The 26,363-nt window shown below is 60.3% G+C and carries 23 protein-coding genes; 9 read left to right on the top strand and 14 right to left on the bottom strand.

The features are described from left to right. Positions 1-823: aldo/keto reductase (locus tag AC1D35_RS14205; RefSeq protein ID WP_477938751.1), on the bottom strand; the 823-nt coding region annotated here is incomplete at its 3' end. Positions 824-922: 99 nt separating this feature from the next. On the opposite strand from AC1D35_RS14205, the gene AC1D35_RS14200 reads away from it, so the two are divergent. Beyond that, entirely contained in the window at positions 923-1,813 is an 891-nt protein-coding gene (locus tag AC1D35_RS14200) for a LysR family transcriptional regulator (RefSeq protein ID WP_477852054.1), read from the top strand. Between the two features lie 162 nt (positions 1,814-1,975). Here AC1D35_RS14200 and AC1D35_RS14195 read toward each other — a convergent pair whose 3' ends face one another. Next, entirely contained in the window at positions 1,976-2,851 is an 876-nt protein-coding gene (locus tag AC1D35_RS14195; protein WP_113298696.1) for an AraC family transcriptional regulator, read from the bottom strand. 213 nt (positions 2,852-3,064) lie between these two features. On the opposite strand from AC1D35_RS14195, the gene melA (AC1D35_RS14190) reads away from it, so the two are divergent. From melA (AC1D35_RS14190) to melA (AC1D35_RS14165), 6 genes are all read left to right on the top strand, one after another. Then, on the top strand, positions 3,065-4,531 hold the full coding sequence (gene melA / locus AC1D35_RS14190; RefSeq protein WP_477852052.1) for an alpha-galactosidase: 1,467 nt from the start codon (positions 3,065-3,067) through the stop codon (positions 4,529-4,531). Positions 4,532-4,655: 124 nt separating this feature from the next. Next, complete coding sequence (locus AC1D35_RS14185; RefSeq protein WP_113308874.1) at positions 4,656-6,743, top strand: ABC transporter substrate-binding protein; 2,088 nt, start codon at positions 4,656-4,658, stop codon at positions 6,741-6,743. Positions 6,744-6,861: 118 nt separating this feature from the next. Further along, positions 6,862-7,869 (top strand): ABC transporter permease, encoded by a 1,008-nt coding sequence (locus tag AC1D35_RS14180; protein ID WP_477852051.1) that lies wholly within the window; start codon positions 6,862-6,864, stop codon positions 7,867-7,869. Between the two features lies 1 nt (position 7,870). Then, entirely contained in the window at positions 7,871-9,001 is a 1,131-nt protein-coding gene (locus AC1D35_RS14175; RefSeq protein ID WP_113298700.1) for an ABC transporter permease, read from the top strand. 10 nt (positions 9,002-9,011) lie between these two features. Continuing rightward, entirely contained in the window at positions 9,012-10,679 is a 1,668-nt protein-coding gene (locus AC1D35_RS14170) for an ABC transporter ATP-binding protein (protein WP_477852050.1), read from the top strand. Positions 10,680-10,701: 22 nt separating this feature from the next. Then, a complete protein-coding gene (gene melA / locus AC1D35_RS14165) occupies positions 10,702-12,066 on the top strand; it encodes an alpha-galactosidase (protein WP_477852049.1) in 1,365 nt (454 codons plus the stop codon). 56 nt (positions 12,067-12,122) lie between these two features. On the opposite strand, the gene AC1D35_RS14160 is transcribed toward melA (AC1D35_RS14165), so the two are convergent. The 5 genes from AC1D35_RS14160 to AC1D35_RS14140 all read right to left on the bottom strand — a co-directional run bounded on the left by AC1D35_RS14160 (position 12,123) and on the right by AC1D35_RS14140 (position 17,353). Then, positions 12,123-12,617 carry an RES family NAD+ phosphorylase gene (locus AC1D35_RS14160; protein WP_477852119.1) on the bottom strand — a complete coding sequence of 165 codons (495 nt, stop codon included), beginning with the start codon at positions 12,615-12,617 and terminating at the stop codon, positions 12,123-12,125. Positions 12,618-12,626: 9 nt separating this feature from the next. Next, on the bottom strand, positions 12,627-12,977 hold the full coding sequence (locus AC1D35_RS14155) for an MbcA/ParS/Xre antitoxin family protein (protein ID WP_113298702.1): 351 nt from the start codon (positions 12,975-12,977) through the stop codon (positions 12,627-12,629). A gap of 55 nt (positions 12,978-13,032) precedes the next feature. Further along, positions 13,033-14,685, bottom strand: coding sequence for a GMC family oxidoreductase (locus AC1D35_RS14150; protein WP_477852048.1), 1,653 nt, complete (start codon positions 14,683-14,685; stop codon positions 13,033-13,035). Positions 14,686-14,771: 86 nt separating this feature from the next. Continuing rightward, entirely contained in the window at positions 14,772-15,644 is an 873-nt protein-coding gene (locus AC1D35_RS14145) for an amidohydrolase family protein (RefSeq protein WP_477852047.1), read from the bottom strand. Beyond that, the gene (locus tag AC1D35_RS14140) at positions 15,641-17,353 is read right to left on the bottom strand and encodes an IlvD/Edd family dehydratase (protein ID WP_477852046.1); all 1,713 of its coding nucleotides are present in this window, start codon (positions 17,351-17,353) and stop codon (positions 15,641-15,643) included. The genes AC1D35_RS14145 and AC1D35_RS14140 overlap by 4 nt, the downstream gene beginning before the upstream one ends. 225 nt (positions 17,354-17,578) lie before the next feature. On the opposite strand from AC1D35_RS14140, the gene AC1D35_RS14135 reads away from it, so the two are divergent. Then, a complete protein-coding gene (locus tag AC1D35_RS14135) occupies positions 17,579-18,601 on the top strand; it encodes a Gfo/Idh/MocA family protein (protein WP_477852044.1) in 1,023 nt (340 codons plus the stop codon). A gap of 27 nt (positions 18,602-18,628) precedes the next feature. Then, the gene (locus tag AC1D35_RS14130) at positions 18,629-19,300 is read left to right on the top strand and encodes a GntR family transcriptional regulator (RefSeq protein WP_477852043.1); all 672 of its coding nucleotides are present in this window, start codon (positions 18,629-18,631) and stop codon (positions 19,298-19,300) included. Positions 19,301-19,325: 25 nt separating this feature from the next. On the opposite strand, the gene AC1D35_RS14125 is transcribed toward AC1D35_RS14130, so the two are convergent. From AC1D35_RS14125 to AC1D35_RS14095, 7 genes are read right to left on the bottom strand one after another with little or no spacing between them, the layout of a single operon-like run. Further along, the gene (locus tag AC1D35_RS14125; protein ID WP_477938745.1) at positions 19,326-20,267 is read right to left on the bottom strand and encodes a sugar kinase; all 942 of its coding nucleotides are present in this window, start codon (positions 20,265-20,267) and stop codon (positions 19,326-19,328) included. Positions 20,268-20,284: 17 nt separating this feature from the next. Further along, positions 20,285-21,340, bottom strand: coding sequence for an ABC transporter ATP-binding protein (locus AC1D35_RS14120; protein ID WP_477938743.1), 1,056 nt, complete (start codon positions 21,338-21,340; stop codon positions 20,285-20,287). A 26-nt stretch (positions 21,341-21,366) separates the two neighbouring features. Further along, positions 21,367-22,188: a carbohydrate ABC transporter permease gene (locus tag AC1D35_RS14115; RefSeq protein ID WP_113298710.1), complete on the bottom strand. Its 822-nt coding sequence runs from the start codon at positions 22,186-22,188 to the stop codon at positions 21,367-21,369. Beyond that, positions 22,188-23,126: a carbohydrate ABC transporter permease gene (locus tag AC1D35_RS14110; RefSeq protein WP_477938741.1), complete on the bottom strand. Its 939-nt coding sequence runs from the start codon at positions 23,124-23,126 to the stop codon at positions 22,188-22,190. Before AC1D35_RS14110 ends, AC1D35_RS14115 begins: the two co-directional genes overlap by 1 nt. Beyond that, on the bottom strand, positions 23,126-24,457 hold the full coding sequence (locus AC1D35_RS14105) for an ABC transporter substrate-binding protein (RefSeq protein WP_477938739.1): 1,332 nt from the start codon (positions 24,455-24,457) through the stop codon (positions 23,126-23,128). Before AC1D35_RS14105 ends, AC1D35_RS14110 begins: the two co-directional genes overlap by 1 nt. A gap of 52 nt (positions 24,458-24,509) precedes the next feature. Beyond that, on the bottom strand, positions 24,510-25,169 hold the full coding sequence (locus AC1D35_RS14100; protein WP_113308883.1) for a GntR family transcriptional regulator: 660 nt from the start codon (positions 25,167-25,169) through the stop codon (positions 24,510-24,512). Positions 25,170-25,192: 23 nt separating this feature from the next. After that, positions 25,193-26,077, bottom strand: coding sequence for a dihydrodipicolinate synthase family protein (locus tag AC1D35_RS14095; RefSeq protein ID WP_477852035.1), 885 nt, complete (start codon positions 26,075-26,077; stop codon positions 25,193-25,195). Between the last annotated feature and the right edge of the window lie 286 nt (positions 26,078-26,363).

The following is a 26,363-nucleotide window of genomic DNA, read 5'->3' as shown; positions in this document are numbered from 1 at the left end:
CCCGGGACGGTGTCGACCCCACTTCCTCGGCAACCGCGCGAACCTCGTGCGCAATCTCGATCGAGCGCTCGTTCAGATGCCCGGACGAAGCGATAACGCCCTTGYGGCTGGGGGACACGGCTGCCTCTCGTGAATCCTGAACGTCCGCTCGGGAGTATTTGCCGGTCAGCACGCCGCCCCCTAGCGGGGACCACGGAAGGACGCCGAGGCCCAAGGCTGCGGCCATCGGTAGGAGCTCGTGCTCGACGGTGCGTTCCACAAGACTGTACTCGATCTGGAGCGCGACGAAGGGCGACCACCCGCGCATGTCTGCGAGCGTCTGCATTTGCGCGACCCGCCATGCGGGCGTATTGCAGATGCCGAGATAGAGGATCTTTCCCGACCGAACGAGATCGTCGAGGGCGCGCATCACCTCATCCGGCTGGGTCGTCATGTCCCATCCATGCAGATAGAAGAGATCGATGCGATCCGTTCCGAGTTGTCTGAGGCTCTGCTCGGCAGACCGTATTATGTTGAGGCGATGGTTTCCGCCCGCATTGGGGTTGCCGGGCTCGCGTGACATCGTGAATTTTGTCGCGATGACGAGCCGCTCACGCTTGTCGCCGACGAATTCTCCGAGGAGGCGTTCGGCGCCGCCGTTGGTATAGTTCACCGAAGTATCGATGAAGTTGCCGCCCCGATCGACATACAGATCGAAGATACGACGGGCTTCGGCACTGTCGGCACCCCAACCCCATTCCGATCCGAAGGTCATGGTGCCCAGGCTTATGGGCGAAACGCGCAAGCCCGAACGGCCCAGCAGCTTGTAGTTATTCAGCATCATCTTGTCTGCCATCTCCAATTTACCGAGCCAAACGTACAGGCTCCCAAAAGAGCGGACAACTTGCCCAATCATAACCACTCTGGTAACTTCATCTAACCAATGGCTGTGGATCTGAATGGCATCTCTGTTTTTCTGGCCGTCGCGGAGGCGAAGAGTTTCCGCGCGGCCGCCGAGCATCTGGGTGTTACGCGGTCGGCGGTGAGCCAGACGATCCGTCGCCTCGAAGACCGGCTCGGCGTGGCACTCGTTCAGCGAACGACACGGAGCGTCAGCTTGACGGAAGCTGGCGAGCAACTTTATCAGCGCGTGGCGCCGGCCATTTCCGAAGTTGGTCTAGCCCTTGAGGCCACCGCCGATCAGGAAATCGCTCCGAACGGCCTTTTGCGGTTGGCAGTGTCCTCGATTGCGGAGCGGTTCATCTCAGGGCCGCTGCTGTCGGGCTTTGCTGACGCCTATCCTGCCGTTCAAATCGATGTGACCGTCACGGACGAGGAATTCGATATCGTGGCGGAGGGATATGACGCGGGGGTGCGGCTGGGCGAAGTGATCGACCAGGATATGATCGCCGTCCCGGCATCCGGCGAGCAACGTCAGTGCGCGTTTGCCGCGCCTTCCTATCTCGAGCGTTTCGGGAAGCCCTCGCATCCCTCGGAACTGGCCCAGCATCGCTGCATCGGCTGGCGTCCCGCACCCCATACCGCACCTTATCGTTGGGAGTTTGGCGAGAATGGACGTGAGTTCGATGTGGCGGTGAATCCTCAGATCACCACCAATGACATGTGGTTGATGATCCGCACGGCCCGGGCGGGGGGAGGCATCACGTTTGGCATGGAAGAGACCTTCAGGCCTTATGTCTCATCCGGCGAACTGGTGCCTCTTCTGCAAGAGTATTGCCCGTCGTTCGCAGGCTTTTTCCTCTACTTTCCCAACCGGCGTAATCTCGCCCCGAAGCTGCGTGCCCTGGTCGAGCATGTGCGGCGCCGGCGATAGTACTGACATTCCCATCGACGCGATCGTGCAGATTGCGTTCGACATGCCGGTTAGTTTAGGCAACCCGCACGTCGCGGTTCGACATGACGCCACAAAATGCCGCCCCCTTAAACTTCGATAGCGCGTGGGCGTTTGCGGGATAGTCCGATCGGTTTCCAACCCCTACCGGCTGCGGCCGATGCTCGCATACATGCCTGTCGTGCGGAATTCGGTTGGCGTGATGCCATAAACGCGCCGGAAGACCTTGGCGAAATAGTTCGCATCCTCGAAGCCGCACATGATCGAGACTTCCTTGACCGGAAGGAAGTCCGCCTTGGTCAACAGCTTTGCGGCGCGCTGCAACCGTTGCTGCAGGACATATTCGGCGGGCGGCACACCTTCGCTTTCCGCAAAGCTGCGGGAGAAGTGCGCGCGGCTCAAACCGACGATCGCCGCAAGCTCGCTGACCGGGAGCGTTTTTTCCAGATTGATATTGATATGGTCGATCACGGGCTGCATGACGCTCTGTTCGGCCATGAAGGCCGGCGCTCCGAAGATGTCGTCGTATAACGCCATGGCGGCTTCGTAGGCGATCGCCGAGGCGGAGCCCGGCGTGTTTGCACCCCTGACGAGACGCAGGCTGCAATCTGCCAGATGATCGACGGTCGATTGCTGCAGTTTCAGCACCGGCCCTGCTAAAGCCAGCACCATCTTGTGGATGCGCAGCGTCTCCTCGCCGTTCATCGAGATCCAGAAATATTCCCAGCGCTCGCCCTTTTCGAGCCAGTAGCGGTGATTGTGGGGCACCATCACCATCATCGTATCGCCGCTCTGGAGCTTGTAGTTGCGGTTCTGGTAGCGCAGACGGCCGGTGCCGCTGATCGTATGCTGCAGCACCGTGAACGGCGTCTGGCCGCGCTTTCTACCGTCCCAGTCATAGGTTTCGGCCTCGCGCACCTCATATCCGGCGCTCGTCGGCATGGCGTGCAGACGCTGGCGTCCGCGTGGCAGCGAAACCGTCCTCATCGACTGTCCGTTGGCGATCAATTCCTGCAGCACAAAATTACCCTCGAAAGCATAATCCTTCTCTGGCCGCCCTGCCGAATATGCGCATAATCCCGTCTCACAAGAGGAAGAGATCACGGTCGAAAGAACGGCCGGGAGGAATACAGGTACGATTTTCTGTATTTTGGACGACATACGCAAGGCGTGCCGACCAGCCCTCCTTAACCGCCTTTCTACCTAGCATTTGATCGGATCGAGGTGAAGGATATGAGTTTCAAAATCGCTATTATCGGGGCAGGCAGCGTCGGCTTCACAAAGAAGCTCTTCACGGACATTCTCTGCGTGCCGGAATTCAAGGACATCGAATTCGCGCTGACCGACCTCAGCGAGCATAACCTCCAGATGATCAAGGCAATTCTCGACAAGATCGTCGAGGCAAACAAGTTGCCGACCAAGGTGACAGCGACGACGGATCGCCGCAAGGCGCTTGAAGGCGCACGTTATATCATCAGTTGCGTGCGCGTCGGCGGGCTGGAAGCCTATGCCGACGATATCAGAATTCCCCTGAAATACGGCATCGACCAGTGTGTCGGCGATACGATCTGCGCCGGCGGCATTCTTTACGGTCAGCGCAACATTCCGGTCATCCTCGACTTCTGCAAGGATATCCGGGAGGTCGCAGCACCGGGTGCGAAGTTCCTGAACTACGCGAACCCGATGGCGATGAATACCTGGGCGGCCATCGAGTATGGCAAGGTCGACACGGTCGGCCTCTGCCACGGCGTTCAGCATGGTGCGGAGCAGATTGCCGAAGTGCTCGGCGCCAAGTCGCAAGGCGAGCTTGACTACATCTGCTCGGGTATCAACCACCAGACCTGGTTCGTCGATCTGCGCCTCAACGGCCGCAAGATCGGCAAGGACGAGCTGATTGCCGCCTTCGAGGCGCACCCGGTCTATTCGCAGCAGGAGAAGCTGCGCATCGACGTGCTGAAGCGCTTCGGCGTCTATTCGACCGAGAGCAACGGCCATCTCTCCGAATACCTGCCCTGGTACCGCAAGCGGCCGGACGAAATTACCCGCTGGATCGACATGTCCGACTGGATCCACGGCGAAACCGGCGGCTATCTGCGCCACTCGACCGAGACCCGCAACTGGTTCGAGACGGAATTCCCGCAATTCCTCGCTTCGGCCGAAAAGCCGATCGATCCGGCCAAGCGCTCCAACGAACACGCGAGCCACATTCTCGAGGCGCTGGAGACCGGCCGGGTCTATCGCGGCCACTTCAACGTCAAGAATACCGGGGTCATTACCAACCTGCCGTCCGACGCCATCATCGAGTCGCCCGGCTTCGTCGATCGTTTCGGTATTAACATGGTCTCCGGCATCACCATTCCGGAAGCCTGTGCGGCGACCTGTGTCTCGTCGATCAATGTCCAGCGCATGTCGGTGCATGCGGCAATATCAGGCGATATCGATCTCCTGAAGCTCGCGGTGTTGCACGATCCGCTGGTCGGCGCCGTCTCGACGCCGGAGGAGGTCTGGCAGATGGTCGACGAAATGGTCGTCGCCCAGGCCCGCTGGCTGCCGCAATATGCCGATGCCGTGCCGGCTGCCAAGGAGCGGCTGGCGAATTCAAAGGTCAAGACGAGGGAGTGGGAAGGGGCTGCACGCCGCAATGTTCGCTCCATTGAAGAACTTCGCGTCGAAAAGGCGGCGCTGAAGCAGGCCGTTTAAGTCGTGGATGGAGGAAGCTGCGGCAGGGTCTACGGGAGGAAGATCCGCCGCACCGAGGCTTTTTCCATCGCCGTTTGAGGAGAAGCGGAGACGCTGCAAGCGCTCCGAACAAGAGGGAGAGACGATGACGAATTTCCGTAAGATCGGCATCCTGGCAGGACTGGCGCTTGGCGTTTCAGTCGCCGCCATCAATGCCTACGCATCCGAGCCGACAGTACCTCCGGCTCCGCCCGCGTTCCCGGCGGAAGGCAAGATCAAATATGTGTCCCGCGACTCCATTCTGGAGTTCAAGGCGCTGCCGGAATATCACGAACCGGACTGGCTGACGAAAAACTTCGTCGCCACCGGCAAGCTTCCGGCAGTCAAGGATCGCCTTCCAAAGGAACCAATGGTCTTCAAGACCGAAAATATGCCTGATGGCACCGGCGTCTACGGCGATACGATGCGCCATGTGATCGGCGGCCGGCCGGAAGGCTGGAATTACGGTGCCGGCCAGACACAGGGCTGGGGTGGCATCGATATCGGCCTCTCCGAATGCCTGACGCGCACCGCGCCGCTCTTCCAGGTCGAGGCCAAGGATACCGAGCCGCTGCCGAACCTTGCCAAGGGCTGGGAATGGTCGCAGGACGGCCACAAGCTGACCATGCACCTGGTGGAAGGCGCCAAGTGGTCAGACGGGGCGCCATTCAATGCCGATGACATCATGTTCTATTGGGAAGACGAAGTCATCGATCCGAACGTCTCGCCGCTCGGCGGCGGTGCGTCGCCGGAGGCTTTCGGCGAGGGAACCACGCTCACGAAGATCGACGACTACACGGTCGAATGGACCTTCAAGGAAGCCTTCCCGAAGCAGTATCTCTATACGATGGCCTATCCGAACTTCTGCCCGGGGCCGTCGCACATCCTCAAGCCTCAGCATCCGAAATATTCGAAGAACACCTACGACCAGTTCAAGAATGCCTTCCCGCCGGAATTCATGAATATGCCGGTCATGGGCGCCTGGGTGCCGGTCGAATACCGGCCTGATGATATCATCGTCATGCGCCGCAACCCCTATTACTGGAAGGTCGATGAGAAGGGCAATCAGCTGCCTTATCTCAACGAACTGCACTACAAGCTCTCGACCTGGGCTGACCGTGACGTGCAGGCCGTTGCCGGCTCCGCCGACTTCTCGAACCTCGAGCAGCCGGAAAACTTCGTGGCGTCGCTGAAGCGCGCCGCCGAAAAGACCGCTCCGGCGCGTCTCGCCTTCGGTCCGCGCCTCATCGGCTATAACCTGCGCATGAACCTCTCTGCCAATGGCTGGGGTGATCCGGATGCCCGCAGCCAGGCAATCCGCGAGCTCAATCGCAATGAAGACTTCCGTAAGGCCGTAACTATGGCGTTCGACCGCAAGGCGATCGGCGACTCTCTCGTCAAGGGACCGTTCACGGCGATCTATGCAGGCGGTCTGTCTTCGGGCACCAGCTTCTATGACCGCAATTCGACGGTTTACTATCCTTTCGATCTTGCGGGGGCCAAGGCACTGCTTGCTAAGGTCGGCCTGAAGGATACGGATGGCGACGGCTTCGTGAACTTCCCGGCCGGAACCGGAGACGGCAAGGACGTCGAAATCGTGCTTCTCGTCAATAACGGCTATGCCACCGACAAGAGCCTTGCCGAAGGTGTCGTCGGCCAGATGGAGAAGCTCGGCATCAAGGTCATCATCAATGCTCTTGATGGTCCGAAGCGCGACAATGCGCATTATGCCGGCCAGTTCGACTGGCTGATCCAGCGTAATACGTCGGAGCTCGCCTCCGTGGTGCAGAATACCGAACAGCTTGCCGCTGTCGGCCCACGCACCAGCTGGCACCATCGCGCCGGCAAGGGTGACCAGCTCGATCTCCTGCCTTACGAGAAGGACCTTGCCGACATCGTGAACAAGTTCCGTGCGAGCCAGGACAATGACGAACGTGTCGCGCTCATGAAGCAGTACCAGAAGACCGCGACCGAACATGTCGATACGGTCGGCCTCACGGAATATCCGGGCGCGCTGATTATCAACAAGCGCTTTTCGAACATCCCTGAGGGCACGCCGATCATGATGTTCAACTGGGCTGAAGACTCCGTCATCCGCGAACGCCTCTGGGTGGCTGCTGACAAGCAGGGCAAGTACGAACTCTTCCCTGGTCAGCTTCCCGGCAAGCCCGGAGACAAGGGTCCCGTGAACTAAGAGCTCCCTCCCGAAAGACGAAACTTCCGGCCGCGCGTGCAGCGCGCGGCCGGTCAGAATCAACGAGCCGGCCGCGCTGGAGACGAGCGACTGGCGGCAAGGAGAAGCGAACCGTTCGATGTTACGATTCCTGCTCATGCGCATCGCTTCGGCGATCCCCGTCCTCTTCATCCTGAGCGTGGTGACCTTTGCCATCATTCAGGCGCCGCCCGGCGACTATGCCGACTACATCCGCTCGCAGCTGATCAATCAGGGCGGAGCCTCCTTCGCTCAGGCCGATGCGCAGGCCGAGGCCTACCGCGTCGAACATGGACTCAATAAGCCGCTGGTCATCCAGTACGTGAACTGGATCAAGGGCATCGTGACCGAAGGCGATTTTGGCTACAGCATGTTCTACAACAAGCCGGTTGCCGATGTGGTCGGCGAGCGCCTGCCGCGCACGCTGGCCCTGGCGCTGGTCTGCCACATCTTCGCATCGATCCTCGGTATCAGCTTCGGCATATGGGCGGCGACTCGCCAATATAGCTGGATCGACAACCTGCTCTCGGGTGTCGCCTTCCTCGGCATGACGGTACCGCGCTTTCTGATGGCGCTGATCATCGTCTACCTGCTGGTCTTCCAGTTCAACGTCACGGAAATCGGCAGCTTCTTCTCGCCGCAATATGGCGGGGCGCCGTGGTCCTGGGCGAAATTCATGGATCTCGTCAGCCACGTCTGGCCGGTCGTTGCGATCGCTACCTTCGGCGGGCTGGCCTACAATATGCGCGTCATGCGCGGCAACCTGCTCGATACGCTGAATGCCCAATATGTTGAGACGGCACGTGCCAAGGGGCTCTCGGGTGGCGCGGTCGTCATGCGCCATGCCGTTCCGAACGCGCTGCATCCGCTTGTCATGTATCAGGGCGTCGTGCTTCCCTACATGCTGACCGGCGAGATCGAAACCGCGATCATCTTTGCCCTGCCGACCGTTGGTCCGGCCATCGTCGGCTCCATGGCGATCGGTGATGTCTATGTCACCGCCACCTTCATGCTGGTGCTGTCGGCAACGCTGATCATCGGCAACATTATCGCCGATATGCTGCTTGTCATGCTCGATCCTCGGGTCCGTCAATATGGAGGAGCCTGATATGTTTGCCTTCGACTCTTCCCCACCCCCGCCGCATGAAGAGGCAGTTAAGAATAGCGGCCACGGCAATGAGAGCTATATGGCGCTGGTCTGGCGCCGCCTGCGGCGCTCCTGGACCGGCATGATCGGCCTCATCCTTGTCGGCCTGCTGATCATCATGGCGATATTTGCCGATTTCATTGCGCCATTGGATCCAAAGGCGACCGATGTCGGCTTTGCGCCGCCGCAGCTCATCAGCATCCATGACAAGGAAGGCAATCTTGTCTGGCCGCGCGTCTATGCGCTGGCGGATTCCGAAGAACTCGATCCGGTTACCTTCCAGCCGGTCGTCGGCCTGGACTATGACAATCCGCGTCTGCTCGGCTTCTTCGTCAGGGGGGCGGACTACAATCTACTCGGTCTCATCCCGGCCAATCGCCATTTCTTCGGCACGGTYGATGGCCAGCCGGTGCATTTCCTCGGCACCGACAAGTTCGGTCGTGACGTCCTGTCGCGCGCCATCATCGGCTCGCGCATCTCACTGATGATCGCACTGACAGTAGTCTTTATCGTCACGGTCGTCGGTACCACCGTCGGCATGGTCTCGGGTTATTACGGCGGCGCCTTCGATGTCTGGGTGCAGCGTTTCGTCGAGCTGGTGCTCGCCTTCCCGCAATTGCCGCTCTATCTGGCGCTGACGTCGCTGATCCCGATCACCGCGCCGACCAATGTTTTCCTCGCCTTCGTGATCTTCGTCATGTCGGCGCTTGGCTGGGCGCAGATGTCGCGCGAGGTGCGCGGCAAGACGCTGGCGCTGGCGCGCATCGAATATGTACGGGCGGCGATGGCGGTTGGCGCCACCGACCGGCGCATCATCTTCCAGCATATTTTTCCGAACGTGATGAGCCACGTGATCGTCGCCGTCACCATCCACATTCCGAGCGTCGTGCTGCTCGAATCCTTCCTCGGTTTCCTCGGCTTTGCCGTGAAGCCGCCGCTGATTTCCTGGGGCCTGATGCTGCAGGATACGGCGAACTATTCCGTCATCGGAACATATCCCTGGATTCTCGCCCCCGTCGCCTTCGTGCTGATCACCGTCTTTGCGTTCAATGCGCTGGGCGACGGTCTGCGCGATGCGGTCGATCCCTATTGAGGTGATGAAGATGGCTCTTGCTCTCGTCAGTTCCTTCGCCCCGCCCGTCCGTCACGACCATGACGGACGCAAGGAAAGTCCTGTTATCGACGCGCGCAATATCGGCGTGAATTTCAAGGTCGAGCACGGCACCGTCGAGGCCGTGAAGGATATTTCCTTCCAGCTCTACCGCGGCGAAACCATCGCCATCGTTGGCGAGTCCGGTTCCGGCAAGTCGGTGACGGCGCGCACCGTCATGGGGCTGCTGTCCAAGCGTGCGGTCATCTCGCCGCGCTCGAGCGTCGAATATGACGGTGCCAACATCCTGAAATTCTCCGAGAAGGCTCGCCGCAAGCTGCGCGGCGACCGGATCTCGATGATCTTCCAAGAGCCGATGAGTTCGCTGAACCCGATCTATACGATCGGCAGCCAGATCGTCGAGGCAATCCGCGTCCACCGCAAGATGAGCCGCAAGCAGGCCGATGCCAAGGCGCTGGAACTCTTGAAGCAGGTGCAGATCCCCGATCCTGAAGCGCGGCTGCGGCAATATCCGCACCAGCTCTCGGGCGGCCAGCGGCAGCGTGTTATGATCGCCATGGCGCTTGCCAATGATCCCGATGTCCTGATCGCCGACGAGCCGACGACGGCGCTCGACGTCACCGTCCAGGCGCAGATCCTCAATCTCATCCGCAATCTGCAGACGGAGTTGCGGATGGCGGTGATCCTCATCACTCATGACCTGACGGTCGTGCGCAAGTTCTCCGACTATGTCTACGTGATGCAGCATGGCGAGATGCGCGAGCACAATATAACCGAGCAGCTCTTCGCCAATCCCCAGCATCCCTATACCAAGCATCTGCTGGCATCCGAGCCGCGCGGCCAGGCCAATCCACTACCGGAGGGATCGGATATCATTCTCGACGCCCGTGGCGTGCGTGTCTCCTTCATGATGCGCCATGGCGGCTTCTTCAAGCCGGAGCTGCGCGAACTGGTCGCCGTCGACAGCCTCAATCTGACGCTGCGGCGCCATGAGACACTGGGCTTGGTCGGTGAATCCGGCTCGGGCAAGACGACCTTCGGCCAGGCGTTGCTCAGGCTCAGCGACACGGACAATGGCGAGATCTATTTCGATCGCCAGCCGATCCACGGCAAGTCACGGGCGGAAATGCGGCCCCTGCGCTCGCGCATGCAGGTCGTCTTCCAGGACCCGTTCTCGTCACTCAATCCGCGCATGACCATCGGTCAGATCATCGAGGAAGGGCTGGTCGTCAACAAGCTCGGCGCTACCAAGGGTGAACGTCTGGACAGGGTTCGCGAAGCGCTAGTGTCCGCCGGCATGCCGGGCAATATCCTCTCGCGCTTCCCGCATGAATTCTCCGGCGGCCAGCGCCAGCGCATCGCCATCGCGCGGGCAATTGCGCTGGAGCCGGAATTCATCCTGCTCGACGAGCCCACCTCGGCGCTCGACCTGTCGGTTCAGGCGCAGATCATCGAACTGCTACGCAAGCTGCAGGATGAGCGGGGCCTCAGCTATCTCTTCATTTCGCATGACCTGAAGGTCGTGCGCGCCCTCTGCCACCGTGTCATCGTCATGCAGCGCGGCAAGATCATGGAAGAGGGCCCTGTCAACGAAGTCCTTTCCAACCCCAAGACACCCTACACCGAACGGCTCGTCAAAGCCGCTTTTGACGTAGCCTGATTTCAGAATGCCGGAGGTTCATATGGCAAATCCCAGAATAGCGTTCATCGGAGCTGGCTCCACCGTTTTCATGAAGAACATCGTTGGCGACATCCTGCAGCGTCCGGCGCTGTCAGGCGCCACGATCGCGTTGATGGATATCAACCCGCAGCGCCTTGAAGAAAGCGCCATCGTCGTCAACAAGCTGATCTCGACGCTTGGCGTGAAGGCGAAGGCGGAAACCTATGGCGACCAGCGTAAGGCGCTGTCGGGTGCCGATTTCGTCGTCGTCGCTTTCCAGATCGGCGGGTACGAGCCCTGTACGGTGACGGACTTCGAAGTGCCGAAGAAATACGGCCTGCGCCAGACGATCGCCGATACGCTCGGCGTCGGCGGCATTATGCGCGGTCTCAGAACCGTGCCGCATCTCTGGAAGATCTGCGAGGACATGCGCGCCGTCTGCCCGAACGCCATCATGCTGCAATATGTAAACCCGATGGCGATCAATACCTGGGCGATCTCAGAGAAATATCCTGACATCAAGCAGGTCGGTCTCTGCCACTCCGTGCAGGGCACGGCAATGGAACTCGCCCACGACCTCGACATTCCCTACGAGGAAATCCGCTACCGCTCGGCCGGCATCAATCACATGGCCTTCTATCTGAAGTTTGAGCATCGTCAGCCGGATGGTTCCTACAAGAACCTCTATCCCGATCTCGTGCGCGCCTATCGTGAGGGACGTGCGCCGAAGCCCGGCTGGAACCCGCGTTGCCCCAACAAGGTGCGTTACGAGATGCTGACGCGGCTCGGCTATTTCGTCACCGAAAGCTCGGAGCATTTCGCCGAATACACGCCCTATTTCATCAAGGAAGGCCGCGAGGACCTGATCGAGAAATTCGGCATTCCGCTCGATGAATATCCGAAGCGCTGCATCGAGCAGATCGCCCGCTGGAAGGGGCAGGCGGAAACCTATCGCTCGGCCGAGAAGATCGAGGTCCAGTCATCAAAGGAATATGCCTCCTCGATCATCAATTCGGTCTGGACTGGCGAACCCTCGGTCATCTACGGCAATGTCCGCAACAATGGCTGCATCACCTCGCTGCCGGCAAACTGCGCCGCAGAAGTGCCGTGCCTCGTCGATTCCTCCGGCATCCAGCCGACCTATATCGGCGATCTGCCGCCGCAGTTGACCGCGCTGATGCGCACCAACATCAACGTCCAGGAACTGACGGTCCAGGCGCTGATGACGGAAAACCCGGAGCACATCTATCATGCCGCAATGATGGACCCGCACACGGCTGCCGAACTCGACCTCGACCAGATCTGGTCGCTGGTGGATGAGCTGCTTGCCACTCATGGCGACTGGCTGCCGGAATGGGCGCGGCCGAGCAAGGTCCGTGCCGCTTGAGAGACCAATAGACGATCAGCGCCGGTTACATAGCCGGCGCTGGTCGCGCCACGCGGTCAGGACAATCTGCCTTCGTCGTCGATCAGGGTCAGGCGGCAGGGAGCTTTCTCGCTCCATAACCACAGCACGAGATTGAGATCGTCGATTCTGGCCGCGGGAGCAAAACTTCTGACCAGCAGTCCGTGATAGCCGTCGGACACCAGCCGGCGCGCAAAGGTCTGCGTTCTTGCTTCTCCATTCACCTTCATCTCGTCGCGCCAGCTCGCCCCGGTAATCGCTGCAGCGTCCATTCCGAACGCCTGAAGGGCGGTCTCGTCCCTGACGTCGAAGATGCGCTCGATCTCGGCCTCGTAGGAGACGAGGGTGGTCGGCTGCAGGCTGCCGACCTGGTTGGCCTCCCGGAGCGCCGTCAGAACTGACAGGGACGTATAGAGCGCCGGCATCCCCTTGGGATTGAACCGGCCGCCATAGAGTTCGGCGCCGCGACCGGAAAGCGGCTGGCGCGCATAGACCGGGTTCAGCGCACGGTAGAGCTTTCCTTGGTAGCGCATCATAAGCGACTAGGCGTGAACGCCGGCGTCGATCGCATCGATATAATCCATGACCTCGTCGGCCCGTCCGTCGCGGACCAGCTGCATGGCTGTCTGGCCCGAAAAGCCGGACAATGGCTCGGAGCGATACCAGGCATAGGCCATCAGCGCCGAGCCGAAGCGGGGTTCGGCCTTGTTGACGACTTCGATCATTTCGCGCAGGCGTCGCTGCGTCTTGTCGGAACGGATGCGATCCTTGCGCTGGATGGCATCCTTGCCGAGACCGGCGGTGCGAGCAATCTCCTCACTGGTCGTGCGGAAAGCATCGGCAATCTTGCGCGGTGCAAACAGCCCATCATCCGCATATTGCGCGAGGCCCATGATCCATCTCCATGCCAATGTTATTGACGTTATATAGCGTCAAAATGAGCGGCATTCAATGGTAATCCCTGCGGATCATATCGGCTGCCTTGGAGCCGATCGCTATGGCCGGTGCGTTTGTATTGCCTGACGGGATGAAGGGAATGATCGAGCAATCGATCACCCGCAGCCCCTCGAGCCCGCGGACCTTCAGCGTACCGTCGACCACAGCCATGGGGTCGCTCTCCGGCCCCATGCGCAGACTGCCCGAGGGATGATAGTTCGTCTTGACGGTCTGGCCTGCGAATTTCGTCAGCGCGTCTTCGTCCTGCAGCGCCTTACCGGGCAGGATCTCCATTGCGATCTTCGAGCGGAAGGGTTCCGTTTCCAGAAGCTGCCGCGCCGTCTTCAAGGACGCGAGAGTCAGCCGCAGATCATCGGGATCTCCGAAGAAATTGCAGTCGACGAGCGGTTGGTCGGCGGGATTGGCCGAGCGCAATTTCACGCTGCCGCGTGCCTTTGGCCGCAGCAGGCAGGAGGTGAAAGTCACGCCCCAGGTCGGCTTGGCAGAGGAGACGTCGCGATCGAGATAGACGATCGGTGCGCAATAGAGCTGGATCGTCGGCCGCTCGCCGCCATCGGGGTCGTAGAAGAGGCACGATTCGATCCCCGTCGTCGTCACAGGCCCGGAATCGAAGAGCAGGTATTGCAAGCCGTTGCGGACCATCGGCCAGCCCTTGTCTTCGCCGAAATAGCCGGACTTGCCCTTCGTAGTGGCGATGACGGGAACTTCGTGGTGATCCTGCAGATTGGCGCCGACGCCGGGCAGGTCGGCGACCACCTTGATGCCGTGTTCGCGCAGGTGATCGGCAGGGCCGATCCCTGAAAGCATCAGCAGCTTGGCGCTGTTATAGGTTCCCGACGCGACAAGCACCTCACGTTCGGCCGTGGCTTCGTGGGTCTGGCCGCCCCGCGTATAGGCAACGCCGACCGCGCGGCCGTTCCGGATGATCAGGCGGTCGACGCGCGCTTCTGTAATAATCTCAAGCTTCTTGTCGCTAGCCAGCGGATCGAGAAAGGCTTTCTTCGCATCCGACCGCTCGGTCCGGCGACCCCATTTGGCGAAGGTGTGCTGCATGATGCCGACGCCATTCTGCCTGACGCCGTTGAAATCGGGATTATAGGGGTGGCCGAGCCCTTGCGCGGCGAGGATGAAATCCTCGGTCGTATCCGAGATATGGCGCGGCTCGGAAACGCGCAGATTGCCGGAAATGCCGTGGAATTCGTTGTTGAAGCGGCTATTGGCCTCGATATTTTTGAAGTGCGGCAGCATGTCGGCATAAGACCACTCGGTCCCGTTGCCGAGATAGGCGGACCAGCTATCGTAATCCTCCTTCTGGCCGCGCATATAGACCATGGCATTGACCGCGCTGCCACCGCCGAGCGCCCTGGCGACCGGCACGATCGGCCCACGGCCGCCAAGCTGTGGCTGTGGCACCGTATGGTGCATTTCGAGGAAATCGTCGCGGGCGAGATATTTCATATAGCCGGCTGGAAAGGACATCAGCTTTGCTGTGTCACGCGGCCCGCGTTCAATGATCAGCACCGAAAATCCGAAATCCCGCACCAGCCGCATGGCCGCAACGGAGGCAGCAGACCCGCCGCCGGCAATGATAAAATCGTAGCTCTTGCTCACATTTCCCCCAACCGCCCAGATCGCGCGGATCATGACACCTGCCGACTCGCAGCCGCTCCGGCAAAGCGTGCGACAACAATCACATAGGTGCTCTTGGCCATCGTCAAGGCATTTGCCGTTCAGCGATCAAAGAAGAGTTTTTTGGCGTTTTCGACGAAGATTTTGCGGGCAAGCGCGGGGGTACCAATGGCGTCCTGCATCCCGTCTATCAACTCGGCATCATCAGGCATATCGCTCCAGAGTTCGGTGTGCGGCCAATCGCTGCCCCAGAGCAGCTTTTCCGGATGGCTGGTGCCAAGCGCCTTCACCACTTCGGCAAAACCTGGATAGCCGCGCTCGCGCGTCAGCCGGTAGGGGGCTGTCAGCTTGATGTAGCCGCCGGGACTATCGGCCAGCCGCTGGAGCGCCGGCAGATGCTGCCGCCAAGCACCGTCGGCGAGCGGTATGAAGCCCAGATGATCGATGACGAAAGGAACCTCAAGATCCCGCAGACGCCCAGCGAGCCCGGTGATCTGTTCCGGGCTGACCTGCAGCTGCAGCGACCAGCCGAAATCGCGTATTTCCGATGCAAGCGTTTCGGCGGCGGCAAGCGGCAGGCCGCCCTTGTTACGGGTGTTGATGCGCACGCCGCGGACACCAAGCCGGTCGAGTCGGACAATCTCGCCAGGGCTCGCATCGGGCTCGATGACGACGATACCGCGCAGGCGGTCGGGGAAGGCAGTTAGCGCCTCGATCAGCACCTGATTGTCAAGTCCATAGACGCTTGGCTGGACGAGAATGCCCCTGCCGATACCGAGCTGGTCGGCGAAGGCGATCCAGTCGGCAGTCGTTGCGATGTCAGGCGTATAGCTTCGCGGTGTATTGAGCGGCGCATCCGCACGGAAGACGTGGAAATGCGTGTCGATCGTGTCCTGTGGCAGCGGGTTTGACGGAAGGCGCGTCAGCGGCAGGCGGGGAAGGCAGGGTGGCGCTTCGCTATCCACCATGCTCATTTCGCCTCAAACTCCTCATGCTGGAGGAAATCGAAATCCACGCCTTCGTCGGCCTGCAGCACGCGGGTATGGTAAAGCTTCGCATAGCCGCGCGGTGGTTCGGCTCTGGATACGTCGCCGAGTTCTGCCATGCGCCGGTCGAATTCGGCCTGGTCGATGACAAGGTCTATTCGCCGTTCAGCGACGTCCAGGCGGATGCGGTCGCCCGTCCTGACGATTGCCAGCGGTCCGCCGGCGGCGGCCTCCGGTGCGATATGCAACACGATGGTGCCGAAGGCAGTGCCGCTCATTCGGGCATCGGAGATGCGCACCATATCCTTAATACCCTGCCGCGCGAGCTTGCGCGGGATCGGCAGATAGCCGGCCTCCGGCATGCCCGGCGCTCCCTTGGGACCGGCGTTGCGCAGCACGAGAACATCATCGGCCCTCACGTCCAGCTCTTCGCTATCGATCCTCAAAGTCATGTCCTCGACGGAATCGAAGACAACAGCCCGCCCCTCATGCTGCAGCAGGTCCTTTGATGCGGCCGATTGTTTGATGACTGCGCCGCGGGGGGCGAGGTTACCGGACAAAACGGCAATCGTGCCGATGGGTTTCAGTGGCTTTTCTACCGTGCGGATGATGGTCTGACCCGGCTCGTCGGGGGCGCTATCGATCACCTCGCCGATTGTTTTTCCATAGACCGTCCGCTGATTGCCGTCGATCTCGTGGCGCACGGCCTTCAGCAGCGCCTGCACGCCGCCGGCCTCGTGGAATTGTTCCATATAATGCTGGCCGGAGGGCTGAAGATCGACCAGCAGCGGGATGATCTTGCCGAGCCTGTCAAGCTCGGCCATATCGAGACGTTGGCCGAGCCGGCCAGTGATGGCGGCGAGGTGGACGACGGCATTGGTGGAGCCACCCATCGCCTGCAGCGCGACGAGACCGTTACGGATCGCCGCAGGTGTCAGGATATCGCGCACAAGGGGCGCATCCGAATCGGTTGCCAGGCCGGCGGCGACGCGTCCGGTCTCCTCGGCGAGGCGCACACGTTCGGATTCAGCCGCTGGCGCCGATCCCGCCCGCGGCACGCAAAGACCCATTACTTCTGTCAGGTTGGCCATCGTGCTTGCCGTTCCCATCACCGTGCAGGTGCCGACGGAACTGGCGAGCTTGTTGTTGACGTCCGTAATCTCGGCCTCATCGATTTCGCCGGCACGAAAACGTCCCCAGAAGCGGCGGCAATCGGTACAGGCGCCAAGCCGTTCGCCCTTGTGATGACCGACAGCCATAGGCCCGGTCGGTAGGAAGATCGCCGGGATCTCGCTGCTGGCGGCCGCCATGATCTGAGCCGGCAGGGTCTTGTCGCAGCCGCCGATGAGGATCACCGCATCCATCGGCTGGGCACGGATCATTTCCTCTGTCTCCATCGCCATCAGGTTGCGCAGATACATCGAGGTCGGCGAGGCAAAGCTCTCATGGATGGATATGGTCGGAAAGACCATCGGCATGGCACCCGCCAGCATGACACCGCGCTTGGCAGCCTCGATGAGCTGTGGGACATTGCCGTGGCACGGGTTGAAATCGCTGTAGGTATTGGCAATGCCAACGATCGGGCGATCCAGAGCATCGTCCGAATAGCCCATGGCTTTGATAAAAGCCTTTCGCAGGAAAAGGGAAAAACCCTGATCGCCGTAACTCGTCAGCTTGCGACGAAGACCGCTCGACAATTGTTCCTCCCTCATCCCTTAAGTCGAGGCCAAGCCTAAAGCGATATGCGAGATTGTCAATAAAGAAGATATGGTTGCGGCTGCGCCTGTTGCTCTCGTCATGGAATTTAATTGAGAAAACTCAAGATAATTCGAGGTATTTACAGTTTTTCCTTCATTGTGTGCATTGGCTTTCTGGGAGATGAAGGCTAAATTATCGATAAAATGGAACGGGAGTGGTTTGTCGTGGATGTAAAACGAAGGCGGGTAGGAGTCATCGGGGCTGGTTGGGTCAGCGACTATCACCTGCCTGCGTGGGCAAAGCAGTCGGCTCGTGCGGAGATCGTGGCGATCGCCGATCCCTCTGGGCAAGCCCGCGCGGCCAAAAGCGGCAAGTTCGGCATTGCTCGCAATTACGCGAGCGCAGAGGCTATGCTGGCGGAAGAAGCGCTCGACGCCGTCGATATCTGCGCCCCGCGCGAGGCGCATGTGGATCTCGTGCGACTGGCAGCGGCAAAGGGCATCGATATCCTCTGCCAAAAACCGCTCGCGCCCGACTATGATCAAGCGGTCGCCCTCGTTGCAGGCCTGCCATCTTCCATCCGTCTGATGGTGCACGAGAACTGGCGGTTTCGCGCCTATTACCGCCGGCTAAAGGCTTGGCTGGATGAAGGCCTGGCCGGCAATATCAGGCAGGTTCAGTTTGAATTCTTCTCGAGCGGCATGATTGCCGACGCCGACGGGAACAGGCCTGCCCTTATACGCCAGCCGTTTTTCCGCAGGCAGCAGCGTCTGCTGGTCATGGAAGTGATGATTCATCATCTGGATGCGCTTCGCTACCTGCTGGGCGAAATGGAAGTGGTCGCCGCAAGGCTCGAGCGCAGCAATGACGACATTATTGCCGAAGATGTCGCCGCTGTCGTCCTGCGCCGTCTGGACGACGGGGTGATCGTCACGGTAAACGCCAATCTGGCAGTGCACGGCGCGCCGCCGGCACCGCGCGACCATCTGCGGATATCCGGCACGCAGGCAACGCTGGAACTGGATGGAAGTCGTCTTTCTGCAAAAGGTCATATGCGGCGCGTGGAGGAGTTCGATGCGGATGCCGTCTATCAGGGCGCTTACGACGCAACGATTGCGCATTTCCTCGACGGGCTGGAGGGCCGTGCGGCGATGGAGACGGTGCCTGACGATAATCTGAAGACGCTGGCGCTCGTCGAAGACATCTATCGGCAGAGCCGGTTCGACCCCGAACGCAAACCGCGATAAGATGGCGCATTGCCGGAGAACTTGTTGATGCAGACGCTCAATGAAAGCCGTGAAGACGAGATCGAGCACGACGATCTGAGCATCGTGCGCGCACTTGAAGAGGACATTATCTTCGGACGGCTGGCCCCCGGCACCCGCCTGACGGAGGACACGCTGCTTGCGCGCTTCCATGTGACGCGACACTTCGCGCGCCAGGCGATCGTCCAGCTGGAGACGATGGGCATCGTCGTACGCGAGCGCAACAAGGGCGCCACCGTGCGTTCGCTGACATCAAGGCAGGTGCAGGAGATCTATGACGTGCGCGAATTGCTGCAGCGGCAGGCGGCACTCTGGATTCCGCTGCCGGCGCCTGACGAGTTGATCTCTGAATTGACGGTCTTGCACGAAGAGCATGGCCGATACGTCGAATCCGGCTATCTGCGCGGTGTGCACGAGACGAATGACAGGTTTCACCTGACGCTCTTCGGCGCCTGCGGCAATTCACATCTCGTGCAGTCGATCGAGCTCTATATGCGCCTCAGCCTGCCGGTGCGCGCCAATTCCATGTCGAGCAAGGAATCGCTGCAGATCTCGCATGAACATCACCGGCTGATGATCGAGATGCTGAAGGGCAGGGACAACTGGGTTCTGGCGCAGCTCTGTGTCGATCACCTGCAGCCGAGCAAGAAGCGCTACCTCGCCTATGTGAGCCAAGACTGAGGTTTATCTCGTTTGCCCGCAGGCGCTAGGCGTCAGCTGTTTCCGTGAAACCAGCGTGCCGCAACAAGGCCGCAACACCAGCCCGGTCGGGCGCGCCCAGCCGTCCACCAAAGACACTGCATTTCAATGCGGCGGCGGCCGAAGCCATTTGAATGGCACTGTCGATCGATAGTCCTTCGGCAATCGCCAGCGCATAGGTGCCGTGGAAGATGTCTCCGGCCGCAAGCGTGTCGACGGTCTTGACGCGAAACGCAGGCATATGGGCGACGCAGGCTGCTTGTTCGTCCCACCAGTAGCTGCCGCGCTCGCCGGCAGTAACGACGACCAATGCCTGCGGATAACGCAGCTTCAGAAGCGGGATCATGGCGGCAGGATCACTGATCCCTGAAAGGCTGTGGGCTGCAGGCTCGGAAAAGATGATATGATCCGCCTGTCTCGCCAGCATGTCGATGACCTCAGGCGGGGCGACATCGCCGTCAAGGATCGCAGGCTTGCCCGCCTGCCTGGCGGTGCACAGGACCTTGAGGGCGAAAGCGGGCCAACGGACATCCACCAGCACGGCATCGAATGCGGCGAGATCGTCGGCCGTTACGTCCCTTACATCTTCATGCAGGCGCGGGTCGTAAAAGGGGACGATCAGGCGCTCTCCGTTATCGTCGATGAGGATTGTCGAAACGGCTGAGCGGGCACCGGGAGCCTGGACGATGCCGCGGACATCAATGCCCGCTTGCTCCAGTTCCGACAGGATCTGCTGCCCGGCCTGATCGTCGCCGACGGCGCTCCAGAGACTTGCCATGCCRCCGAGGCGCAYGACGGCAAAGGCCGCACTGGAAGCCATTCCCTCAGCCACCTGCAGCATCTCGTAGGGCAGGACCTTGCCGGGCGTCTGCGGAATTGTCCTGACCCGAAACAACGTATCCAGGACGGCCGCCCCGACGCACAGGACGTGGCGCGGCTTGCTGCCCATACCAGGAGCGATCGGGTTCAAACGCGCCGACCAGTCGACTTGTCGAAGAGATGGACGCTTGCCGGATCGATCGAGATGGAGACGGTGTCGCCGTAATTGATCGCCAAACGTTCGCGGAAGAGGCAAGAAATCTGTTCGCCGCCGCAATCCAGCTTGGCAAAGATTTCCGATCCCGTTCCTTCGACGATCTCGGCGCGACCGGCAATCCCGCCCTGGCTGGCGCGAATATGCTCCGGGCGGATACCATAGATCAACTGGCCGGCAGGCGGCGCACTCTTGATACTATCAGGCAATGGCAAGGTCAGGCCTTTCTCCGTCCGGAAAACACCCTCTTCGATCCTGCCATCGATGAAATTCATCGACGGTGAGCCGATGAAACCGGCAACGAAGAGGTTGGCTGGCCGATCGTAAAGCTCAAGCGGAGCTCCGACCTGCTCGATCACGCCGTCATGCAGCACGACGATCTTGTCGGCCATCGTCATGGCTTCGATCTGGTCGTGGGTGACGTAGATCGTCGTTGTCTTGATGCGCTGATGCAAGGATTTGATTTCGGCACGCATCTGCACGCGCAGCTTGGCGTCGAGATTGGAAAGCGGCTCGTCGAAAAGGAAGACCTGCGGATCGCGCACCAGTGCGCGGCCCATGGCGACGCGCTGGCGCTGGCCGCCCGAGAGCTGTTTCGGATAGCGATCGAGCAGCTTTTCGAGGCCGAGGATGCCTGCGGCCTTGTTGACCCGCTGAGAAATTTCCGACGCATCCGTCTTCTTCAGCTTCAGGGCAAAGCCCATATTGTCGGCGACGCTGAGATGCGGGTAGAGCGCATAGTTCTGGAAGACCATCGCAATATCCCGGTCTCGCGCCCGCAGATTGCTGACGGCCCGGACGCCGATCCGGATTTCTCCGTCGCTCATCTCTTCGAGCCCGGCGATCATGCGCAGCAGGGTAGACTTGCCGCAGCCGGACGGGCCGACGAGAACGACGAACTCCCCATCGGCGATGTCGACGCTGATGTCCCGGATGACGTTGACGGCACCGAAGCGCTTCTGGACGTTTCGAATGTTCACATTAGCCATGTTGATTGTCCCTTTCGGTGCTTGGTTCAGCCGCCCTTAACGGCGCCCGCCGTCAGGCCTGCGACGATCTGCTTTTGCGCAAACATCGTCAGCACCAGCACGGGTAGCGTGACGATCAGCGCGGCCGCGGCAAGCGGCCCCCAACTGACCTGCTCGAATGACAGCATGTTGTAGACCGCGACGGGCAGGGTTCTGGTTTCGCGGCTCGCAAGCACAATGCCGAACACGAAGTTGTTCCAGGAGAAAATGACCGACAGGATGAAGGCGACGACGATGCCGGGCCTGGCAATCGGCAGCGCCACCAGACGGAAAACCTGCCAGGATGTCGCCCCATCGATGCTGGCTGCCTCCTCCAGTTCCATCGGTGTCGTCTCGAAATAGCCGATCATGATCCAGACGACGATCGGCACCGTCACGACGAGATGGATGATGATCTGTGGCCAGAGCGTGCCGAGAAGGTTGAGCCACTGGAACAGCAGGAAAAGCGGTATCAGGAAGGACAGGCCAGGCGTCATGCGGGCGATCATGATGACCATCGCCGACCGCTCCGCTTTCAGGCGCGCAATTCCATAGCCGGCGGGCACGCCGATAAGCAGAGCAAGCAAAGTCGCACCACCGGTCACCAACACGGAATTCCAGAAATAGAGGAAGAAATTGTTCTCCTCGAAAACCTTCAGGTAATTCGTCCAGGCAAAACGCTCGGGGATGAATATCGGCGGGTAGGCGCCGTTGTCGATTTCGTATTTCAGCGACAGCGAAATCATCCAGAGGAAAAACAGGATGACCGGCGAGACCATGACAAGGGCGACAAACAGCAGCCCGATGCGGTCGATCGTCTTGCGTTTCATCAGCGTGACTCCGTGTCGGACCAGTTGGCGCGCTGCCGGACTATCATCAGCACGAAGGAAAGCGCGACGATGATAATGAAGAACACGACCGCCATCGCCGACCCGTAGCCGATGTCGTAATAGGAAARGGCCGTATTATAGAGATAGATGTTGATCGTCTCGGAGGCCGTGCCGGGACCGCCCTGCGTCATCGCATAGATGATGTCGAAGCTCTTGACCGCATCGATGCTTCTGATGATGACGGCGATCATCAGGAAGGGCGCTATCATCGGCAGTGTCAGATAGCGGAACTTCTGCCACGCATTTGCCCCGTCGATCTCGGCACTTTCATAGGGTTCGCGCGGAACGGCAGCGAGCCCTCCAAGCACGATGAGCATGATCAGCGGCGTCCATTGCCAGGTTTCGACCAGCACGAGCGAAGGAATCACGCTGATCTGATTGTAGATCCATTCCTGGGCCCCGATTCCGATCAGGGAGAGCAGGTAGTTGAGCACGCCGAGCTGCGGGTGGAACATCATGGTCCAGACCAGCGCGATGGCAACGGGTGTCGCCATCATCGGCATGACGAAAATGCCGCGCAGCAATCCGCGGAACGGAAACTGCGCGTCGAAAATCAGGGCTGCCAGTGTACCCAGAAACAGCGGGGCGACGACCGCAAGCAGCGTATAGAGCGTGGTGTGCCACAGCGATTCCCAGAAGCGCATGTCCACCAGCAGCCGGCTGTAATTGTCCAGCCCCGCGAAAACCACCGACTGGCCCAGCGTCCAGCTGTTCACGCTCATCCAGAGCGTGAACACCCACGGGAAGACGATGACCGCGGCAATGACGACGAGTGCCGGGACAACGAAGGGCCAGTAGTTCGGAGCAAGCCTGCCAGGCTTGCTCCGGCCATTTACGGTGCCTTTCGACCGCGTGGTTTCCATGCTTACGGACGCCATTATCCCTCGCTTCGGGCCAATACGGGTTCGAACTGCGCCGTTGCGCTTTTCAGTTCTGCTGCCGGATCGGCGCCGCTGATCATGTTGGTCAGGCCGACGCCGTAGATGTCGCGGAACTCGGTGACCGGAATGATGACCGGCAGGGCGAGCTGCGAAACCTTTGCTGAGCCCACGACCGCATCGACCCAGGCGCTCGGCATGGTGACGCCTTCGCGAACCTTCTGATCTTCGAGAATCGAGTTACGGAACGGAACACCCGCACCAGCCTGCAGAAGGCGTGCACCCATTTCGTGGGAAACGACCCACTGGCAGAACAGATAGGCTGCTTCCTTGTTTTTGCTGGCCGCGGTGACGCCAATACCGTCACCCGTCGTTGCAGCGGCCTGGGCCTTCGGTCCCTTCGGCATGACACCGTAACCGACCTTGCCGACCACGCGGGACTTTTCGGGGTTTTCGATCGGCGGAGCAAAGCCGACGCCGTCCAGCCACATGCCGACCTTGCCCTGCAGGAAGGCCGACTGCGCTTCTGCCCAGTTGAAACCCGAAACGCCGACGGGTGCCGCCTTCGTCATCAGCCGCTGATACATTGTCGCTGCCTGGACGGCCTCGTCAGATGTCGTGCGCAGCTTTCCATCAGGTCCAAGCGGCGTTGAGCCGTAGCCAAGCAGCAGCGTCGTCCAGACGGGCACATTGGCATTCTTGAGGCCGCGGGCAACGAAGCCGTAGGTGTTGGAGGACTTGTCGGTCAGAGCTTCGGCGGCGCTGGCCATTTCGTCGAAGGTCGAAGGGTAGGAAAGGCCCTTCTTTTCGAACAGTTCCTTGTTCCAATAGACGATCCAGTAATCCACCGAGAAGGGAAGGGAGCGCAGGACACCCTGCGAATCCTTGGCGAACTGCAGGCCGGCTTCAGCAAAATCGCTCTCGACCAGCGACGGGTCGGTCAGCGAGGGATCCTTGACGAAGCCGCTGATATCGGCAAGCCAGCCGCCTTTTTCAAACTGCCGCTTCTGGACGTGATAGCTGAGATGCACGACGTCGAAGCTCGGCTTGCCCGAGCTCAGTTCGATCGTGGTCTTCTGGCGCTGCTGCTGTTCGGGTGTTGCTTCGGCATTGACCTTGATGCCCGTCAACGCTTCGAATTCGCTGAGATACTTCAGGATCGTTTCGCTGCGCGGGCTCTTGACGAGGTTGACCTCAAGGGTTGTTCCGGCAAAACGCTTCCAGTCCACAGCCRCAGAGGCGGGCTTGATGCCGAGAAGCCCGGCAGCACCGATGGCCGCCGATCCCGCCAGAAAGTGGCGACGTGTCGGATGAATGAATGACGATGGCATGCTGCTCTCCTCCTCTTGTGTGGCCCGCGATCTCCTCACCGCAGGCGTCAGTCTATAGTCTCAGCGCACGACTTCGTGCGTGATTGATATGGGCGGCAAGGGCATCAACGGCCTCTCCCGCATTTCTCTGTTCAATCGCCTCAAGCACACGAAGGTGCTCTCCCATGACGGGACCGACGCGGCCGTCGATGCGGAAGCGTTCCTGGCTGATCAGGCGCATCTTGATCGAATTGACGCGATAGGCGTTGGAAATGATGGTATTGCCCAACGCATCGATAAAGGCGTCATGCATGCCCCAGTCGACCGCCTGGGCGCGAACCTCCAGATCATGCGAATGATTGCCGCCTTCGATTGCCGACATGATCTCGCGATGCTCGCTCAGCATTCCGCCAATCGTCTCGTCACTGGCCGTTTGCGTAAAGATCGCAACGGCCTCCTTTTCGAGAAAAAGCCGGAGCTGAAAGGCTTCACGGATGAGATTGAGATCGATATGGGCAATCTGCAGGCCGCGTTGCGGCACGGTCTTGATGAGCCCTTCCGCTTCAAGGCGTGGAATAAGCTCGCGGATTGCGCCGAGCGTCAAGCCGGTCAACTCGACGAGCCTGCGCTGGGAGACGAATTGCCCAGGACGGACGTCACGCGCCAGCAGATGCCGGGTAAAGCTCTCATAAGCTTTTTCTCTCAGCGTCGGCTGCTCGTCAGCTCCATCCATCGGGCTCTCCTCGTACATGACCGCTATGCTGCCTTTGTGCGGAAAAGTCCATCAAAGGCAAGAGCAAGCTCGCGCCTGCCGTCGGCGGAGATTGACGTCAAAGGCGGGCGAACGGCAAGCCAAGTATCATCGCCCGTCATCTTCGACACCATGACTTTTACAGCCGGCGTGACGGGATGCTTCAGAAGCTCCGATACGAAGCGTTCGACGCGCGGATCGTCATTGCCGTCGACAGCCATCGACCGTACTTCATCAGGGGCGAAATTCGCCATGCCCGAAATCGCACCCTGGCCGCCCATGCGCACGCCTTTGGCAAGATGCCGTTCGTCGCCGATCAGGATGATGAGGTCGCCATGTTTGCCCAAAAGCGTTTCCGTATAGGGCCAGTCGCCGGAGGAGTCCTTGACACCGGTGACGACCGAAGGAAACGCGGTTCGCAGGCGTCCGATCAGATCGATACTCAAGGCCACCATCGTCACCGACGGAATATTGTAGACGAGGACGTCACGCGCCTTGCTTCCCACCCGCGCGAACACATCGGCAAACCAGGCAAACAGGCCGTCGTCGCTCACATTCTTGAAATAGGAGGGCGGCGCCAGCAGGATGTTGCGTACACCCTTCAAGAGCGCCTGCGAGATCTGCTGGGCGGCATCTTCAGCCGCGTCGACGAGGACGCCAACGACAATCTGGGAGGGCTGGATACCGTCGGCGAGAAATGCGTCGAGAATCCGTTCCCGTTCCTGGGTGCCGATCGAGGCCCCTTCGCCGGTCGTTCCGAACAGCGTGACGCTGGCGCAGCCTGAATCCAGGCTCCGCTTTGCCTGAGCGAGCATGACCTCAGCTGCAATCGCACCGCTGCTCTCGAAAGGCGTCGCCAATGCGACCGACAAACCAAACCCCGTCACCAATTGATCTCCTTCATGTCAGTACGGGATGACTAACATGTTAATTATGGAGTGTAAACCTGTTTGTGGTGAAAGGTCTCCGGTTGATGTGAACTGTGGATTATGGCAACGGCGCGCGCGGCCCTGGCCATCAGCGGAGCATTGCCGGTGGTGTTGCGATAGGCGGGTTTGCGGGTGCGCGGCACTACAACGTGCCGGGAGGTTGGTTGCATTCGGCGCAGAGCGAAATGCCACTGGCAGACGGCTGATGTCTCCAACAGTGGTTTGTTGCGGCGGCGCGCGATCGAGA

The organism is Rhizobium sp. P1_E6, from assembly GCF_056405875.1.
Note: the sequence above shows the minus strand (reverse complement) of the source record. Positions and strands in the feature narration are given on the sequence as shown.